Source organism: Bacillus sp. 1A, from assembly GCF_052682215.1.
Window position 1 is genome coordinate 2,164,220 of sequence record NZ_JBQYLZ010000001.1, and the last position, 19,529, is coordinate 2,183,748.

Annotated in this window: 14 protein-coding genes, 1 pseudogene and 1 other annotated feature (1 of these 16 cut by a window edge); of the genes and pseudogenes, 9 read left to right on the forward strand and 6 right to left on the reverse strand. The window is 32.6% G+C overall.

From position 1 onward, the window contains the following. Window positions 1-216: a binding site (T-box leader), on the forward strand (it extends 15 nt beyond the left edge of the window). A gap of 69 nt (window positions 217-285) precedes the next feature. The 3 genes from hisS (at window position 286) to ACUN0F_RS10930 (ending at window position 4,458) form a co-directional block, all read left to right on the forward strand. Continuing rightward, a complete protein-coding gene (gene hisS, locus ACUN0F_RS10920; RefSeq protein ID WP_000027073.1) occupies window positions 286-1,557 on the forward strand; it encodes a histidine--tRNA ligase in 1,272 nt (423 codons plus the stop codon). Between the two features lie 12 nt (window positions 1,558-1,569). Next, a complete protein-coding gene (gene aspS / locus ACUN0F_RS10925; protein ID WP_000840882.1) occupies window positions 1,570-3,345 on the forward strand; it encodes an aspartate--tRNA ligase in 1,776 nt (591 codons plus the stop codon). 345 nt (window positions 3,346-3,690) lie between these two features. Beyond that, window positions 3,691-4,458, forward strand: a complete 768-nt coding sequence (locus ACUN0F_RS10930) for a tRNA threonylcarbamoyladenosine dehydratase (RefSeq protein WP_000903181.1) — start codon at window positions 3,691-3,693, stop codon at window positions 4,456-4,458. Window positions 4,459-4,968: 510 nt separating this feature from the next. Here the strand turns inward: ACUN0F_RS10930 and ACUN0F_RS10935 are convergent. Both ACUN0F_RS10935 and ACUN0F_RS10940 read right to left on the reverse strand, forming a co-directional pair. Next, complete coding sequence (locus tag ACUN0F_RS10935; RefSeq protein ID WP_000857718.1) at window positions 4,969-5,610, reverse strand: RsfA family transcriptional regulator; 642 nt, start codon at window positions 5,608-5,610, stop codon at window positions 4,969-4,971. 37 nt (window positions 5,611-5,647) lie between these two features. Beyond that, window positions 5,648-6,088, reverse strand: a pseudogene (locus ACUN0F_RS10940) (AAA family ATPase); the annotation flags it as partial. A 228-nt stretch (window positions 6,089-6,316) separates the two neighbouring features. On the opposite strand from ACUN0F_RS10940, the gene ACUN0F_RS10945 reads away from it, so the two are divergent. From ACUN0F_RS10945 to ACUN0F_RS10960, 4 genes are all read left to right on the forward strand, one after another. Further along, the gene (locus tag ACUN0F_RS10945; RefSeq protein WP_445539484.1) at window positions 6,317-8,512 is read left to right on the forward strand and encodes an AAA family ATPase; all 2,196 of its coding nucleotides are present in this window, start codon (window positions 6,317-6,319) and stop codon (window positions 8,510-8,512) included. A gap of 158 nt (window positions 8,513-8,670) precedes the next feature. Continuing rightward, complete coding sequence (locus tag ACUN0F_RS10950) at window positions 8,671-9,189, forward strand: hypothetical protein (protein WP_445539485.1); 519 nt, start codon at window positions 8,671-8,673, stop codon at window positions 9,187-9,189. Window positions 9,190-9,462: 273 nt separating this feature from the next. Continuing rightward, entirely contained in the window at window positions 9,463-10,551 is a 1,089-nt protein-coding gene (locus ACUN0F_RS10955) for a dsDNA nuclease domain-containing protein (protein WP_445539486.1), read from the forward strand. Window positions 10,552-10,592: 41 nt separating this feature from the next. Next, entirely contained in the window at window positions 10,593-12,287 is a 1,695-nt protein-coding gene (locus tag ACUN0F_RS10960; RefSeq protein WP_445539487.1) for a hypothetical protein, read from the forward strand. A 97-nt stretch (window positions 12,288-12,384) separates the two neighbouring features. On the opposite strand, the gene ACUN0F_RS10965 is transcribed toward ACUN0F_RS10960, so the two are convergent. Then, window positions 12,385-13,887: a phosphoribosyltransferase-like protein gene (locus ACUN0F_RS10965; protein WP_445540816.1), complete on the reverse strand. Its 1,503-nt coding sequence runs from the start codon at window positions 13,885-13,887 to the stop codon at window positions 12,385-12,387. 204 nt (window positions 13,888-14,091) lie between these two features. Here ACUN0F_RS10965 and ACUN0F_RS10970 point away from each other — a divergent pair, with 204 nt between their 5' ends. Together ACUN0F_RS10970 and ACUN0F_RS10975 are read left to right on the forward strand one after the other, a co-directional pair. Continuing rightward, entirely contained in the window at window positions 14,092-14,856 is a 765-nt protein-coding gene (locus ACUN0F_RS10970; RefSeq protein WP_445539488.1) for a TIR domain-containing protein, read from the forward strand. Window positions 14,857-14,928: 72 nt separating this feature from the next. After that, the gene (locus tag ACUN0F_RS10975; RefSeq protein WP_445539489.1) at window positions 14,929-15,597 is read left to right on the forward strand and encodes a DUF1643 domain-containing protein; all 669 of its coding nucleotides are present in this window, start codon (window positions 14,929-14,931) and stop codon (window positions 15,595-15,597) included. Between the two features lie 107 nt (window positions 15,598-15,704). Here ACUN0F_RS10975 and ACUN0F_RS10980 read toward each other — a convergent pair whose 3' ends face one another. The 3 genes from ACUN0F_RS10980 to ACUN0F_RS10990 form a co-directional block, all read right to left on the reverse strand. Next, a complete protein-coding gene (locus ACUN0F_RS10980) occupies window positions 15,705-17,009 on the reverse strand; it encodes a replication-associated recombination protein A (RefSeq protein ID WP_445539490.1) in 1,305 nt (434 codons plus the stop codon). Window positions 17,010-17,071: 62 nt separating this feature from the next. Next, window positions 17,072-17,809, reverse strand: coding sequence for a hypothetical protein (locus ACUN0F_RS10985; protein WP_445539491.1), 738 nt, complete (start codon window positions 17,807-17,809; stop codon window positions 17,072-17,074). After that, on the reverse strand, window positions 17,802-19,529 hold the full coding sequence (locus tag ACUN0F_RS10990; RefSeq protein ID WP_445539492.1) for a hypothetical protein: 1,728 nt from the start codon (window positions 19,527-19,529) through the stop codon (window positions 17,802-17,804). Before ACUN0F_RS10990 ends, ACUN0F_RS10985 begins: the two co-directional genes overlap by 8 nt.

Here is a 19,529-nt window from a genome sequence, read left to right on the forward strand (position 1 = left end):
GAGAAGAGTAAATGAGATACACATGGAAAGAGAAGAAATGTCTTAGGCTGAAAACATTTCTGCATGATGACTGATTGAATGACACTCTAGAGGTTTCAACTTGAACGGCATATATGCTTAGTAGGGATGAACGCACATTTAAGCGTTATTAAAAAAGTGGAAGCATACGTGCTTCAATTAGGGTGGCACCACGGGTATAATACTCTCGTCCCTACTGTTCAAACAGTAGAGGCGGGAGTTTTTTTATTTTTATTAAGATTAAAACAATTTGAGGAGGAACTGAATATGTCTATTCAAATCCCACGCGGAACGCAAGATATTCTTCCAGGTAGCGTTGAGTTATGGCAGTATATCGAAGGGCAAGCACGCGAAATTTGCCGTCGTTACAACTATAAAGAAATTCGTACACCAATTTTTGAACACACTGAGCTATTTTTACGTGGTGTTGGTGATACGACAGATATCGTACAAAAAGAAATGTACTCATTCCAAGATCGTGGAGAGCGCAGTTTAACATTACGTCCAGAAGGTACTGCACCTGTTGTACGTTCTTACGTTGAAAACAAAATGTTCGGTGATGCAACACAACCAACGAAATTATACTATATCGGTCAAATGTTCCGTTACGAAAGACCACAAGCAGGTCGCTATCGTCAATTCGTACAATTTGGTATTGAAGCAATCGGTAGTAACGATCCTGCAATTGATGCAGAAGTAATTGCACTTGCTGTAGAGTTTTATCGCGGCATGGGTTTAAAAAATATTAAAGTTGTATTAAACAGCTTAGGTGATGCGGCGAGCCGTCAAGCGCACCGTGATGCGTTAATCGCACACTTTGAGCCACGTATCGGTGAGTTCTGTTCTGACTGTCAATCTCGTTTAGAAAAGAACCCTCTTCGTATTTTAGATTGTAAGAAGGACCGTAACCATGAATTAATGGGAACAGCACCATCTATTACAGAATACTTAAATGAAGATTCAGCAGTATACTACGACAAAGTTCAAGAACTATTAACGATGATGGATGTTCCGTTTGAAAAAGATCCGAACTTAGTACGTGGTTTAGACTACTATCAACACACTGTTTTTGAAATTATGAGTGAGGCAGAAGGTTTCGGTGCTATCACTACATTAAGCGGCGGTGGCCGTTATAACGGGCTTGTACAAGAAATTGGTGGGCCAGAAATGCCAGGTATCGGTTTTGCGATGAGTATCGAACGTTTAATTATGGCGCTAAAAGCTGAAAACATAGAATTACCAATTGAACATAGTATTGATTGTTATGTTGTAGCGCTTGGTGAAAAAGCGAAAGACCATGCTGCGAAAGTTGCGTTTGATCTTCGTAAAGCTGGATTATCAGTTGAAAAAGATTATTTAGACCGTAAAATGAAAGCACAATTTAAATCAGCAGATCGTCTAAAGGCGAAATTTGTAGCTGTATTAGGGGAAGATGAGCTAGATAAAGGCATCATTAACTTGAAAGATATGGCAACAGGCGAACAAGAAGAAGTAGCATTAGATGTATTTGCTTCATACGTAGCAGAGAAATTAATATAGGGGGAACTTACAGTGGCTGAAAGAACACATGCATGTGGAAAAGTAACAGTAGAAGCGGTTGGACAAACAGTTCAATTAAAAGGTTGGGTACAAAAACGCCGTGATTTAGGTGGATTAATCTTTATCGACTTACGTGACCGTACAGGTATCGTGCAAGTTGTATTTAACCCAGAAACATCAAAAGAAGCGTTAGAAATAGCAGAAACTATTCGTAGTGAATACGTATTGCACGTAGAAGGTACAGTTGTTGAGCGTGGTGAAGGCGCAATTAATGACAATATGGCAACGGGTCGTATTGAAGTACAAGCAACGAAAGTAAACGTATTAAATGCAGCAAAAACAACGCCAATCATTATTGCTGATGATACAGATGCATCAGAAGATGTGCGTTTAAAATATCGTTATTTAGACTTACGTCGTCCTGCAATGTTTAACACATTCAAAATGCGTCACGACGTAACGAAAACAATTCGTAACTTCTTAGACACAGAAGAGTTCTTAGAAGTGGAAACACCAATTTTAACGAAGAGTACACCAGAAGGAGCTCGTGACTATTTAGTACCAAGCCGTGTACATGATGGTGAATTCTATGCGTTACCACAGTCTCCACAATTATTTAAACAGCTGCTTATGGTCGGCGGATTTGAGCGTTACTATCAAGTAGCACGTTGTTTCCGTGACGAAGATTTACGTGCAGACCGTCAACCAGAATTCACGCAAATCGATATCGAAGCTTCATTCTTAACACAAGATGAAATTTTAGATATGATGGAGCGCATGATGACGAAAGTTATGAAGGATGCAAAAGGTGTAGAAGTGAGTGCACCATTCCCTCGTATGAAATATGCTGATGCAATGGCTCGTTACGGTTCTGATAAGCCAGATACACGCTTTGAAATGGAACTAACAGACTTATCTGAATTCGCAGTAGGTTGTGGTTTTAAAGTATTTACAAGTGCTGTAGAAAGCGGCGGACAAGTAAAAGCAATTAATGCAAAAGGTGCTGCGAGCAAATACTCTCGTAAAGATATCGATGCATTAACTGAATTCGTAAAAGTATACGGTGCAAAAGGCCTAGCTTGGCTTAAAGTGGAAGAGGACGGCTTAAAAGGACCGATTGCGAAATTCTTCGGTGAAGAAGAAGCAAACGCGTTAATGGCTACATTAGAAGCTACTGCTGGCGACTTATTACTATTCGTAGCAGATAAGAAGAGCGTTGTCGCAGATAGCTTAGGTGCACTTCGTTTACGTCTAGGTAAAGAGCTTGAGTTAATTGACGAAAGTAAATTTAACTTCCTATGGGTAACGGATTGGCCACTTCTTGAGTACGATGAAGATGCAGATCGTTACTTCGCAGCTCACCACCCATTCACAATGCCATTCCGTGAAGATGTTGAGTTATTAGAAACGGCACCAGAAAAAGCACGTGCACAAGCATATGACCTTGTATTAAATGGTTATGAGCTTGGTGGTGGATCACTTCGTATTTACGAGCGTGACGTACAAGAAAAAATGTTCAAAGCACTTGGATTCTCACAAGAAGAAGCACAAGAGCAATTCGGATTCTTATTAGAAGCATTCGAATACGGTACTCCACCACACGGTGGTATCGCATTAGGTTTAGACCGTCTTGTTATGTTACTTGCAGGCCGTACGAACCTTCGTGATACAATTGCATTCCCGAAAACAGCAAGCGCAAGCTGCTTATTAACAGAAGCTCCAAGCCCAGTTGCAGAAGCACAGCTTGAAGAGTTAAACTTACAATTAAGCTTAAAAGAAGAGAAGTAAGAATAAAGTCTAGATGGTTATACTATAGCCGTCTAGACTTTTTTTGAGAGGAAGTTTAAAAAATCCGGTTCAGAGGGCAGTCGCATCTCGTCGTTGCTTCGCCAGTCCGGTGCTCGAGTAGTAAAGCTACACTGCGCTCCTCCTGGCTTCAGCGCCTCGATCTGCTCGGCCCTCTGAATCCTCCTTTTTAAACGTATATTTAGGGGGAAATAAAAGCCGGTTTACACTATGTTTTTATTCTCGAAATATGTATTTTTAGGAATTCTATAACTTTTTCTATACAAATAGTCGGAAAAACGCTAGAATACATGATAGACCATTTTTGTAATAGGAGTGTAGAGCTGAATGTTACATCAATTTTCACGTAATGAATTAGCCTTCGGTAAAGAAGGACTTGAAATATTAAAAAATAGTACAGTCGGTATTTTAGGAATTGGCGGCGTAGGGTCATTTTCGGCAGAGGCGTTAGCACGTTCTGGCGTAGGACGTCTCGTATTAGTCGATAAAGACGTTGTAGATATTACAAACGTAAACCGTCAAATTCACGCGTTAGTATCTACTGTAGGACGTTCAAAAGTAGAATTAATGAAAGAGCGTATCGCAGACATTAATCCAGAGTGTGAAGTAATTGGACTAGAAATGTTTTATACTGATGAAACATATGAAGAGTTCTTCAAACATGGATTGGATTTCGTAGTAGATGCATCTGATACGATTACGTTCAAAATTCATTTAATTAAACAGTGCTTACGTCGAAAAATTAAAATTATCTCATGCATGGGTGCAGCAAATAAAATGGACCCAACTCGTTTCCGTATTGCGGACATCTCTAAAACACATACAGATCCAATTGCGAAAGTAATTCGTACGAAGCTTCGTAAAGATGGTATTAAAAAAGGTGTAAAAGTTGTCTTCTCTGACGAAAACCCAATCGTAATTCGTGAAGAAGTACGTAAAGAAATCGTACCAGACGAAAATGCAAAAATCCGTAAAGCGAAATTACCACCTTCATCAAATGCATTCGTACCATCTGTGGCAGGCCTAATTATGGCAAGTCACGTTGTACGTGAACGTATTAAAAATGTTGAAGTGAAGCGTGTAGGGCAAGAATAAGAAGAAAGCATATATCCGTCTAGGATATATGCTTTTTCTATTATGTTTTAAAGAATTGCAGATATTTGCAATACTAATAATTCGAATGTAAGTAATCCTAATAAAGAATAATCGTATTTATCCGACTTATAGGCGGAAGTCTTTTTTAAACTTTGAATGGTAAAAAATCCTAATGTTAGGACGAGAACACCGAGTGTTATTTTGAAAACTACTAATGAAATGGCAATCAGCTCCTTTCAATCGTATATGTTTATAGTAATATTTAAGTTAAATATATCCAATTAACTCCGTAAATTTCCTTTTGTAACAAATCGACTTGTTTTGTCAATATTTGTTGGTAAATCGATATCTCTTGTCGAATCGTTGATATAATTAAAAAAATCGTTGATATATTGTAAGTTACGATAGATATATTTGAAAAATCGTCGATATAATTTCATTTACCAATATATCATTCACAGAAGAAACAAACAGGGATGTCACTTAGTCAAAAAAGTGACATCCCTGTTTTTAATTTTCTGCAGAATAAATAATATCTAAATTTCCATTTTGATCTGTCTTGAAAATTGGAGCGATCTGTTCTTCTTGTTCTTCAACTGAAACGAGTTTTCGAGCACGGTCCATAATTCTAACAAGCATGGCGTAATCTTCTTCGATTGCTTGTTGTTTTTTTGAGAGGACCGCTAATTTTGCTTCAAGTTCATGATTTGTTTTTTGCAGGGAAGTGAGCTGAGCTTGTAATACGTCATTTTCAGTTTGTAACTTTGCGAGTGAAGGATTATTGTGCTCCAAGTTTTGTAAAAATGAAATGACACTTTGCATGGTAAGATCCTGTTTACTTGGCGTAATATCTTCTGAAAACTCGGCATCGATTACGAGTTGTTTCGTTTTCGTGAAATGCTCTTTTTCTATTTTAGCTTCAGAGCGTTTTAATTCTTTCCGTTGTTTTTTTGCAAGTTGCACCGCATCTTCGTAATTCGGTCTTACTTCAGCATTCCATCTAAATCCGCAAGCTGCGGAAGTGCGGTTCAATGTATCGCCGACTTCATCGAATGCCTTTATTTGTGTGCTACCGCTGCGAATATGTCGTAAAACAGTTTCTGCTAAAAGGAGATCGTCTTCTTTTGTCCATGCATCTTGACGTGTTTTCATAAGCGAAGCCTCCATAATGGTGACGTTTTCGCTTAGGTTACCCTTTATTTTTCGTTTTATTCGAACTTTGTAATCTTTCATATACAGTAGAAAGTACTTGCTCAAATTTCCCTGTCGTTTTCGGTTTATAATATTGTTTGTTTTTTATTTTATCAGGTAAGTATTGTTGTTGTACCCAGCCATTTGGATGGTCATGTGGATATAAGTATCCAATGCCTCTTCCAAGTGATTCTGCGCCTTTGTAATGACTGTCTTTTAAATGACTTGGAATGTCGCCTGTTTGACCGTTACGTAAATCGTGTAATGCAGCATCAAGTGCTTTATAAGCTGAGTTTGATTTTGGTGATAGGCAAAGCTCGATAACAGCATTTGCAAGTGGTATGCGTGCCTCCGGGAATCCAACTCGTTCAGCGGATTCTATAGCTGCTAGTGTACGCGGTCCGGCTTGCGGGCTAGCAAGTCCGATATCTTCATAACTTGTTTATATACCTAAAAATCATTGGGGAATTTATCTTATGATTGTTTTAACAATATTTATAACAATTATCCCCCAAGATTTATTGGGGAATAATTGTTTTTCCTCGTGTAATTTGAGTTCCTTGTGTTTAAAGACATACTTATTTTATTAAATTTACTTTAGGATTAAATGAACTTAATGTTATAATATATGGAAAAAATATTATATTTTATTATTGAGGGGATTAAGATGATACACAATATTAAAATTAAGGGTATTGCAACATATGATGAAGCGGGAGCACAACTTGAAGCATTAAAAAAAATTAACTACATATATGGGAGCAATGGTTCTGGAAAAACCACTATTTCAGAAATTGTACGTGATGTAGGAAGGTATCCTAATTGTGAAATAGCTTGGAATTCTAATGAAATAAAAACGGTTGTATATAATCGGAACTTCGTAGAGGAAAACTTTCGTTTACATAGTGATATTAAAGGGATTTTCACCTTAGGAAAAGAGTCAACAGAGTTAACAGAATTAATTGATCAATGTTTGAGTGAGATTGGAAAAAATAGCGATAATATTTTCAAAATACAAGAAGGTTTAGAGAAAAAGTTATCTCAACAACAAGAATTAAAGCAGCAATTTAAAGAGAATTGTTGGAAGTTGAAAATTAAATATGATTTAGAGTTTAAGGAAGCATTTGATGGTTTTCGCAATTCGAAAGACAGATTTATGGGTAAATGTTTATCAGAAGTTGGGAAACAGGGTGAATTAAAGCCATTAGAAGAAATAGTCAAAAGAAAAGAGTCAGTTTTTAATGGACCGCAAGAAAAAATAAAGGAATATCCATATATTCTTTTTGATGAGAGTATTGAAAAAAATAGTATATTTCAAGCTAAAATTATTGGTAAAGAGGATGTTGATATTGCAGCTTTAATATCAAGTTTAAATATCAGTGATTGGGTAAAACAAGGACACATACATATGAGACAGACAAATGGAAGTTGTCCATTTTGTCAGCAGGAATTGCCAGGAAAATTTATTGAGCAAATAAATGAATATTTTGATGAAACGTATACAACTCATTTACAAGAATTGGATTTAGCGGCTCATCAATATCAACAAGGTGTAGAGGAACTCTTAGAGAGAGTTGAAGAGTTAAAAGAAGAGGAAGGCCCTTACCTTAATTTAGAAAGAGTTAGTTATATTTTAGATGCTTTAAAAACTAAATATAAAGAGAATCAATTATTAATGAATCAAAAAAAGAAAGAGCCGAGTCAAATAATAATGATCGAATCATTAGTAGGGTATATTCAAGAAGTAAATGCCGAGATTGAAAAGGCTAACCAAGAAATTAAAAAATTTAATGCTCTTATAGATAATATACAAGAAGAAAAGTCTAAGTTGATTAGAGATATGTGGTACTATGTTTCAGAAGAGAACAAAGCTAATTATATGTTTTATGAAAGTAAAAATACGGAGCTAAAAAGAGCGATTGATGGAATGGGGAAAAGCATTCAACAAAAGAAAGCGTACAAAGAGGAACTGAAAAAGCAGATATTAGGTTATCAAGAGCAAATAACAAATATTCAATATTCTATAGGCGAAATAAACAGAGTGCTGAAATCCTTTGGATTTACCAATTTTGAGCTAGCAGAAGCTGAGGAACAAGGAAATTATAAAATAATAAGAGAGAATGGTGAGGATGTTAAGGGCACTTTGAGTGAGGGAGAAAAGACCTTTATTACCTTTTTATACTTTTATCAACTCATTAAGGGTAGTGAGAGCAAAGAGCAAATTACCTCCAGTAAAGTTGTTGTGATTGATGATCCTATATCAAGTTTAGATAGTAATGTCTTGTTTATTGTGAGCAGTTTAATTAGACAATTGATTAGTGAAGTACGAACGAATAGTTCTAGTGTCAAGCAACTGTTTATATTAACTCATAATGTTTATTTTCATAAAGAAGTTTCATTTAATAAAGGAAAAGGGAATCAAAAATTAAGCGATGAAACTTTTTGGATTGTTAGAAAAACAAATAATAGATCTTATATTCAGCAGTATGATGAAAATCCTATAAAGACATCCTACGAATTACTTTGGAAAGAATTAAAGGTTATAGGTCCTGAAAATTCGACAACAATTCAAAATATTATGCGTAGAATAATTGAAAATTACTTTAAATTTTTTGGCAGTGTTAACGTTGAAGAGGAGATTGAAAAATTTGTAGAAGAGGAAAGATATGCTTGTCGCTCTTTATTTTCTTGGATAAATGATGGATCTCATCATATTAGTGAAGACTTATTTGTTGAGGATAGTCAGGAAGTTACTGAAAAATACTTTGAAGTATTTAAGAATATTTTTATTAATTTAGGACATAAATCTCATTATGAAATGATGATGAAGGATTATGAGATAGAGCCTAAAGTGTTAGCTTAAATAATAAAAGGGAGTGCTATATAAATTGATTTTATCAATTTATATAGCATTCCTTTTTTGTTTTTTGTGGATATCGATATTTATTTATAAGCTTAGAGTCCATAATAAAGGTAATAATAATTTTACTATTCTTAAGCCGATGTGAGGTGTGGTTCTATATGGATTCGAACATAATTAATTTTCCACAAAATTATTCTATACAAACGGATTGGTGCTTAGATATTTATAAGAAATGCGCCCTAATAGAAGATTCAGTTGAAAATCAATTTGAGGAAATGCTTGGTATTCCTTTGATTGGTTGGAAGCAGCCCTTTGAGAAAATATATGAGAACTTACTATTTGCAGCGATATGTGAAGTAGGTGGGCATAAAGGGCATTATCAAACGTTACATCAAACAGAATGGGTTTATGAGTATCTATATCAAGGAATGCAGCGCTCAATCTTCCTTCTACAAATTCAGGATATTATTTGCAATGATGATACGACTGGTGACGAAAAGAGTATTATGACATCTTTACAAGCAGTTTCAATCGTAAAAGAAGGTATTATGGAGTTGAATACTTATATGTCCGATTTTTTGACAAAAATAACAGGGAACAATAATCCGGTTCTTTTTAGAAGATTAGATAAGATTTATGAAGAAATTGAAAGATTTGAAGAAAAATTTTATCAGTAGTGTGTGTTAGGGATAAGGTCTAAATACCAATTTTGATTGATGATTATTAGTAACTTTTTGTGATAAAAAATACTACATAATACCCCATAAGGTAGTTAGTCTATTATGAAAGCTAACTATCTGTTTTTTTGTTTCTATATGGAAGCTTCTTAATTCAGAAATGTCCTTACAAAATTATCTGATTTTTAATCTTTATGTATGGCAAATAAGAGCCAATTTTGATATGTTAAAAATAGTAAACTGTTTAATATTGGAGATGGATAGGTTGATTATATGGAAAAACTAAGGGATTTAACTTCTAAGAAACCAAGAGATATAAGTGGATCAAGATCATCTAATAGATTTGATTATCAAAAGGATTGGGCAATTTTGAAGATGATGGAATTGTATGAAACAAATGAGAATTTCCTTCTAGTAATGGATTATTATGATGATGTTGTGGTGTATGACTCGGATATAGATCCGGAGAATGTATCTTTCTTTCAAATAAAGACAGCTGCAAAAAAATGGACAATCAAAGAACTCACTAAACGTAAAGAAGGGAAAAAGGGACCAACTTTATCAATTCTCGGAAAGATGTATGAGTGTAAGATGCAATTTCCAAATCATACGTTATCACTTAATTTTATTTCAAATTATACTTATAATTTAAAGCTTTTGAGCGGTGAAAAAAGTGTAACTAAGAGTAAGGTTTGTTTAGCAGAATTAAGTGAAGAAACTCTTGGGGAAGTTATTAATAAGGTTATTGCAGAACATCAGTTGAAAGATAATCCGGATTTTATTGAAATAACCTTTTTTGAGGTCTCTGAACTGTTAATAAATAATAGAGAAACATATTTGAAGGGGAAATTAAGTGAGTTTATCGAGAGGCAAAATCCAGATTCTAAATATAAAATTAGTTTAGTATACGATGCATTATTTAGTGAAGTTAAGGTCAAAAATAATTATGAAGGAGAGATAAGTGGTTTCGATGAATTAGCTAAAAGAAAAGGAATTAGTCGAAAACAATTTCAAGAATACGTAGAAATGTTTTCGGAGAACGATACAGAACAAGAACTATGGGACTTGAGTTTTGATAGCCTGGTACAGGAAGGGATACCTTTTTCAGATAGGTTAAAATTAAAGCAGGCTTGGAATCAATATAAGGTGGATAAAATGAATTATGCCAACTTACCTCTGAAAAAGATAATAAGTCAAATCAAAGAAAGCCTAAAAAAATATAAGAATAAAAAAGTAAATTATTTAAATGTAGACTTGCTTCAGCCTGTATATATGGATTATTTAAAAGTTAATCCACATCCTTTATACAATGAATTCTATATCAAAGTCGTAATACTTATGGAGTATTGTAAAGATGAGTGAAAATTTTAGAAGATTAATTAGAAATCTGAGGTTAGCTAACTATGAAAAATTTAATAATAAAGGAAATGAAACTCGTATCATTCGTGGAAAAGAAAGCAAAAAGGATAACATTTCATCCAAATATAACGGTGATAAAAGGTGATAATCACACTGGTAAGTCTTCATTAATTAAGAGTATATACTGGACTTTTGGTGCTGAGCCAAAAGATATGCATCAAAATTGGAAAACTGCTAATGCAATTACATTAATTGATTTTATGATTGATGAAGAGAGTTATTCTATTTTACGTAAAGAAAATTTTTTTGCAGTATTTGATTCTAAGCAAAAAGTAATTAAAACCTTTAATGGTATTACTAAGGGAATAGGTCCATTTTTAGCCGAGTTGTTTGATTATAGGATTAAATTAAATGATAGGTCTGGTGAATTATTAATACCTCCACCTGCATACTTTTTCCTACCATTTTATATAGATCAAGATGCTGGTTGGAATGATAATTGGAATTCTTTCACCAAACTTTCTCAGTTTAGTAATTGGAGAGAGAAAATAGTTAATTACCATACAGGGATTAAACCAAACGAATATTATGAATTAAAGGCCTTAATTGAAACCTATTATAAAGAAATATCCGATTTAGAATATAAAAGAGTTATTTCTGATAATATTAGATCAAAAATTAATGACCAAATTAAAGAAGAAATAGTTTTAATTGATTCAGAAGAGTTTAAAAAAGAGGTTGAAGATTTACTTACTCGATATGAGGAATTGAATGCGCGGAGAGAAAAACTTAAACAAAGAATATTAGAATTGGAAAATGATAGGTTAGATATTGAAAATCAAGTGAAGGTAGTGCAAGGTGCAATAGATGAGTTAAAAGCGGACTTTGAATTTTCTACGGAACTATCTAACATAATAGAATGTCCGACTTGTGGAGTTACATATGAAAACTCATTCGCTGAGCGTTTTTCAATTGCAAAAGATGAAGATACTTGTCGAAATTTGTTATATGATTTAGATTTAGAATTGATAAAAACTCGTATAAAAATAAAAGAGGAATATCTGCTGTTTAATACTAATAATCAAGAAATTAAAAATATAGAAGTGATGCTCTCGAAAAAGAAAGGGAGTACTAATTTTAAGGATATGATTCTTAATGAAGGTAAAAAAGAAATGAATTCTATTATTGAAAATGAAATAACAGAATTGACAACTACCATTTCTTTAAAAGAACAGTTTATCGAAAGTCTAAAAAGTGACTTAAGGATGTATGAAGATAGAAAGAGACAAAAACGAATTAGAGATAGATATTTTGAGTTAATGCAAAAGAACTTGCTTAATCTAGGAGTTCTAACAATGGACGAAAAATCGTATAAGAAAATTAGTTCAAGAATCTCGGAGAGTGGAAGTGGTAAGCCAAGAGCGTTACTAGCATATTACTATAGTATCCTTCAGGTAATGAAAGAAAACGCTACTTCTACGTTTTGTCCCATCATTATAGATTCACCTAATCAACAAGATCAGGAAAAGCAAAATTTAGAGAGAATGTTACAATTTATTATTATGAACAAACCAAATAATGCACAATTAATACTGGGATTGGTAGAAATAGAAGGTATAGCTTTTGAGGGTAAAACTATTACTCTTGATAATAAATTTAGTTTGTTAAGGGAAGAGGAGTATGAGGCGGTTTCCGAAGAAATAAGTGTATTACTAGATAAGTGTGAAGATAAATCTTAATTAAATAGAGCTTTTAATTACAAGGTTATTAGAAGAGAATAAATGATGCCCTAATTAATTGTACATTAAATAATTAGGGCATAGGGTAAGAAATTATTTATAGAATTTGTCCTAAATGACTTTGAATTATATTTACTGGTAAGATTTTATACTCGCCAAAATAATTCACGTGTCGTTTTGCAATATCTAAATTTATATCTTGTAAATTGATTTTCCTTGCTTCAAGTCTAGCCAATAATATTTCTGTATGAAGTCGTAACGTATGGCTGGTATTATGATAACGCATAGCCTTTAATTTAGTACAGAGTGGGAGAAGTAGTGACCTGAATTCTTCATTAGGAATCATCAGTAGTGCTGATGTTAATCCTTGTACTATATAAATGTTTTCTTTCTTTATTTCTAGATTGTTTATGGATAAATCTAGTAGTTGATTATTTTTTAGTATTATATTTTTTATAATAGATGAGATTTTAGTGCGCAATAAAAACCCTTGAGTGACTGAATATTGATCTACGTCTAGAATATTTAATAATTTAGTGAAATTTTCTTCGGAACACTTTATGCTTGTTTGCTCTGCTACTACATCTAATATATAAATTCTTATCTTATTTAGAAAAGGTAGTGGAGAATCGTACGTAAGCATATCATAAGGAATCATTAAGTTAGATGTTATCGATAATAGAGTATGTAGTTCATTTAATTCAAAGGTGTCTACCCTCATTTTTAAATATATTTCTTTTACTAGATCTGTCCAGATAAGGTAGTCTTCTGAATAGAGTGTAGAGTTTGTTAGATGCTCATAGAATGCTTTAGCTGCGTTTTCTCCACGTGCAGATGGTCTTGCACCATTAACACCACTTCTAGTGAAGAGTGGAATCCAGTTGCTCTGTGTTACTTTTGAGTAAGCACTAGACCATAAAATGGGTAAAGTATTATTCGGAACATTATAAAAGAAAACAATTGTTTCACCAATCGCTCCCCAACCTAAGTATTGATCCTTATCTCCTCGTTTAAATAATCCACTTCCATATTTCTCGTTAAATCCAATGAATTCATCATCGTTACCAGCATATGCTTTCCGCCTTATGTGTGGAGAGATGATTTGTATATTAATATTGTTCTGTATATTTTCTATTGCTTCCTCTGTAGCGACTAATGAAATGAAAGCAAGTTGAATTGGGCTTTGTTCTTTCTCTTTTAACTTGATAGTATCTTGTACTATTGGGTTTTTTAAAAATTGATTTCCAGTTCCAGTAAAATCATCTAAAAAAATAATATGTTTATTCTGTATGATGTCTTCTTTGCTTAAAGATTCTTGATATTTCACTTTAAATTCAGGAATACCATTGACCGTTCTAAATAAGTATCCTACCATTTGACCACTTTTTCCCGCCAATCCTAACGGTATAAATATTGCATCTTGAATACTTGCTTGATTGTTTATTTGCCATTCAATAAATGCTAATTTACATAAATCTTTAACTAATTGACTATCATAATATTGAATTTTTGAAAAAATTCCACTAGCAATATCTTTGTCTTCCGGACTTTCAAATTGATGTAGCCAATTTTCAATTTTGTCTTTACCAATTACATCGATTAAATCAGCTGTGAAGGTTGATGGAAAGTTAGCTTGAAAAAATTACTACGATCAAACTGTGATTTTTTATCTTCTATGTTATTTATTAATTCTTTTAGTTCTTCAAAATTCACTGTACTATCACTCTCCATTTTTACATTAATAAAAATTTATTGGTTTGATATTATATAATTATGATAACATATTTTGGTAGGGGGGAGACTAATGAGAAAGCAAGATAATACTGTAGTGTTTCAATTAAAAAAAGTAATCAAAGATATTAGAAATTATAATAAAGAGTGGCGATACACTGATGATTTGGAAAGGTTAGTAATGATGCTGAATAATTGTTCAAAGCAATTGGGGTTTCCTGACTTTGAGTTTGAGGCTTTTCATTATTCAAATACAGGGAAAACAATTAATGATACTGGATATGAATCCCTGTTAAACCATATAAATATACTAGAGGATATGTTACCGAGTATTTTTAATAAAGATGAGCCACTGCCGAAGAATTATAGTGAGATGGAAGGGATGGACAATAAAAAAGTCTTTATTGTTCACGGAAGAGATAAAGTTGCTTTGTTAGAAACAGAAGCTATCCTAAGAAGGGGTGGTTTGGAACCAATTGTATTAAATAGAATGGTTAATAGCGGACTCACTTTAATAGAGAAGTTTGAAAAATATTCTGAGGTGGGGTATGCAATTGTTTTGCTTACGCCCGATGATATAGGTGCTTTATATGAGGAAGTACCATTTGAATCATTAAGTTATAAATTTAGGGCAAGACAAAATGTTTTATTTGAATTAGGATTTTTCTATGGGAAGTTAGGACGTTCAAATGTATGTTGTATATTAAAATCGAATGTTGAAAAACCTTCAGATATTGATGGTATAGCATATTTACCTTATACACATACCGTGGAGGAAGTGGAATATGCTTTATTAAGAGAAATGAGAGAAGCAAAGGTAGCTGTTCATATTTTGTGAAATCATTGCAGTAACTAATCTTATAATAAATGATAAAGTTTTCAAAAAGAGAAAGGTGGACTTCCTGTTGAGATGTTATACCCTAATTATGTTAAGACACCTACACATTGTATAATTAATTATGTAAATAATGAAAGGTTATCAAGAAACATTCTTACTGCTCAGTTAAAGAATAAATTTAATAAAAATTTTCTTTTTATTTTAATGAATCCAAGTAAGGCTGATGAAGAAGACTCTGATAACACTATCAATAAATGTGCAAAAATTGCATATCACAATCTTATGGATTTGAAAATAGGGGAGTTTACCATAGTAAATGCTTATCCTTTCTACGAGTCTGATTCTTCTAAATTAGATAATATTTCATCTAATATAAAAGAAAAGTATTGTGATCTTTATTACAAAGAATTGATGAAGAATTTATCTTATATTAAACAAGCGATTCAATTATCGGACTACGTTTTACTAGGGACGGGTGCTATACCAAATGAAATTTCAAATAAATCAGAGTATCAATTTGTTCTTGATACAATTCATAGTTATGTGGAGACCTTTAAAGGGACTGTTTATTTAGGAACGAGTAAAGAGAAATATAATGGGAAATATATTTTGAAAGGTAGATACTCCTATCATATTTGTCCCAAAGGTAATCCACATACTATAGATAGGATAAAGCTCCATAGAATAAATAGGGGAAAGTTTATTGATATCTCGAAAGAGAAGGAAATAATAATAACTTAATTATTTATGAGTAAAGAAAAACACTAAATAAGGTCAGTTTCCCTTGCTTAGTGTTTTTCTTATTAGGATATAAAGATTTTATTTGTAGTTATTTACAAATTCTTAAGTTACATTTTTGTTTTTAAATATTTAATTTGTTCGTTTTTAAGTTTATCATTAATTTTCTTTAGTAGTCCTTCCTGTCCAATTTCATCAGGTTGATAGAACCTAGTCTCAATTAAATTTTCGGGAAGATATTGTTGAGGAAGCCATCCGCCAAATTTTCCAATTGAATGATTATGGGGATATTCGTATCCTATACCATTACCAAGTTCTTGCGCCCCCTCATAGTGGTTATCTTTTAAATGATTAGGGATATTTATTCTTTTGCCAGAACGAACTAACTCAATAGCTTTATCGATAGCTACTAAAGCTTGATTTGATTTTGGACTTAAACACAATTCAATTACTACGTTAGATAATGGTATTCTTGCTTCTCTTAAACCGACTATTTCAGCAGCTTGAATTGCGGCTATAACCTTTGTGCCTAAGCTTTGGGCTAATCCTACATCTTCATATGCAACGGCTATTATACGTCGATATATGCCTTTTAGATCCCCGGCTTCTAGTAACATTGCTAAATAAAGCAGGCTAGCATCAACATCCCCACCACGCATAGATTTATGAAATGCACTTAATACGTTATAATGATTGTCTCCATCTCTATCCATATGGATATTGTTTTTCTGTATTGCTTTTTTGATATTATTTAGAGTTATTTTATTAATATTTTCATCTGTTTTTGAAGCGGTTAGATAAGCCAATTCTAAATTATTTAATGCAGCTCTCATATCCCCGCCTGATGAATTTGCAAGAGCAGTTAAAGCATCATTATCAATGGTTATATTATATTTACCTAGACCATTTATATCATCTTTTAGAGCTTTTGTTAGACCTAGTTTGATTTCATCTTCGGTTAATGGATTTAATTCGAAGATAACACACCTTGAACGAATAGCAGGGTTTATATTATGGTAAGGATTTTCACTAGTTAGCCCAATTAGAATTAATAAACCCTTTTCTATAAATGGCAATAGATATTCTATCTGTGTTTTATTAAACCTATGAAGTTCGTCTACACAGAGCACTATAGACCTTCGCATCATCTTTGCTTCATTGACTACAATTTCAAGATCTTTTTTGTTATTTGTAACAGCATTTAATTTTCTGAAGGGTAACTTTGCTGTTCCAGCGATTGCGCTAGCAATAGATGTCTTTCCGATTCCAGGTCTACCATACAGTATTATTGATGATATATGATCTTTTGAAATCATTTCATATAAAGGTTGTCCTTCGGTTAAAAGGTGTTCTTGGCCAATTACTTGATCGATTGTTTTAGGTTGCATTCTATACGCTAAGGGAGTATGATCCATAAAATGACCTCCTGTTGAAAGTTTATATAAGGATTTTGGATGATCTGTAGTTTATTTGATATTTACAAGCCATATTTATTGGTGAGCTTTTGTTTTCTTTCCTTTAAATTAATTGTATTAGTAGATTGATTGTTATCACTAATATCATTATAAAGAAACTCCATTGGATTAATAAATATATTTTCTAGTGCTTCAGCAACAAGTTTGTTTTTACTGGTTCCTGTATTTAAAATATTTTTAACCAAGCCATCTTTTGAACGCCCATATCTAGCTAATTTGAAAATCGCTTCTTCTTGTTTGATAGATAGCCCTTTGTAGAATTCTAGTTCTTGTTGAATTTTTTCAATTTGCTTGGATAATGCTTCTGCTTTGTGAGCGTAGTCTATACAAAGTATTTCTAAAGGTTTTAATGATTCAATGATATCTTCTTTAGAATGGAGTTTGTAAACAGCATCTTCGACACTAGGTATTTTTATTGAGTTGTTATTTGTATCAGTAACATAGTAATTTTTTATTTTATTCGCTTCATCCACTAATTTTTTTCCAAGATTAGGTTTTCCAGTTTTTTTATTATTTTTTCTCCATAAATCTTCGGAACCATATTTTCTATCTATTTTTAGTGCATTGTTACATTCTACATTATTATCTTGAGCTTGCGACAGTTTTAAAGCATACTTCCATATTTTTAAATAAGAGATACGTCCTGTAGGCTGTTCATCTTGCCTGTAATTATAGATAATGTTTTTAATAATTTCTGTAGAGTACTCTTTGATGGGAGCTCCTGGTTTTTGTTTAGTCATTGATTAATTTTTCCTCCTTAATATATTTTACTTTTGCTATTTGTTGAATCATTTCATTAAAAGCCATTGTTTTCTGGTCTAATGTATTTTTGATTTCTGGATTTATCGAAGTGAATTCATCGAGATTAAGCGCTTGTATAAGGTTAAACAAATCTGTAAGTAAGTTAGTTGCTGTGTTTGTGTGTTTTTGAATAGCTTGTTGGATAATCTTTTGTGTTGCAGGGGTATTGAATTCCGTTGTTGAAATTCTCCAATGTTGACACAAGATGCAATCCGTGAAACACCGTTTTTGGTTATCTGTACAAAAACCAATTTTCATTTTTTCTTGATAATTATTAGTAGGGGGTTTATATAAAGACCGATTAGTTATTTTTGCCCATAGATTTTGGGAAGTTTCATAGTTACCATTAGCAATAGAATTTTTTTCTCGTTGAAATTTAAATAAAAGCTTTTGAACCTCTAGATCAATCCAGTAAGATTTGTGATTAGAATAATGGAAGTATGCTGATAAAGTTCTGTGCCCAGCTAATCTGGCTATTTCAATTGGATGATATTTTTGTGATATTAATGACATTATGGCTATATGTCGAGTATCGCCGGGCGTTATTTGTTTGGTTAAATCGTAACCTTGGCTTGGATGTCTTTCTCGAGCATAAGCTGGAATTTTTAAATTATACTTCCCCTCTAGTATTTCACTGTGAAAGTTGACTAATAGCCATTTGAAATTTCCAGTAGTTATTAAATTTGGATTAATTTTAGTTACATTTGTAGTTTTAATATGCTGTTCTGGATAAGTTGACTGGATTGAACGATATGATATCAGTGTATTACTTTTACCAAAGTTCTTGGTAATATTTAAATAGTGTTTAATTATTTCACCAAGGTCTTTGCTAATGTGTATCTTGTCAATAATTTGAATGTTATTTTTATTTTTCTTTCTTGGTAATTTTAGATGAAATTTCCCTTCTTTGTCTTCAGATAAGGCATCTCTACTAATATCACAGAATTCTATAGGGCGTATTGGAATTATAGTAGTTAATTTCCACCACATAACAATAGGATAGTAGCGTATGAGTGTAGGACTAATCTCATTTTTGGCAATTTCATCGTGATAAAATTGTTCTACCCAAGAATCGAATACAATCATATCGGTTGCTGTAGGAAGTTCTCTCGTACTATTTTCGGGTTTAATGGATTTTGATAAGGAATATAAAGCTTTATCATAACTATTATAAGATGTTTCAAATAAATTGTAGTCAAGGAAGTTTAAAGTTACTTGTATAATAGAAAGTTTATACATATTTGATATATCTTTAGTGGTTCGGAGATAATCAGCAAATTCTTCGCTTTTATTTATATCAAAATAATTTGTTTTTCTTATCGTAAAGATTAATCTATTCAATAGTGTTTGTGCTCTAAGAGTAGTGACCCTTTGTAAGGTTTTTGCTATCCAACATTTTATTCTCAGAATATCTAAGGTGCTAAGTTTTAATTCGGATTGAAATATACTAAAATCCAATGTAAGAGTACCGTGATAGTTGTTAGGTAATATCCAAGTGTTGTCATCAAATTCCAATCTTATTAGGGGGTGTAATATATCATCATAAAACAGAGAATTTAAAATGCTTTTTGCCTCAAGTGAACTGTGTTTAAAATCAAATTGTTCATCTGAAAGTAATTCGATTGAAATATCTTCTAAATCTACTTTAAGTGGCTTCAC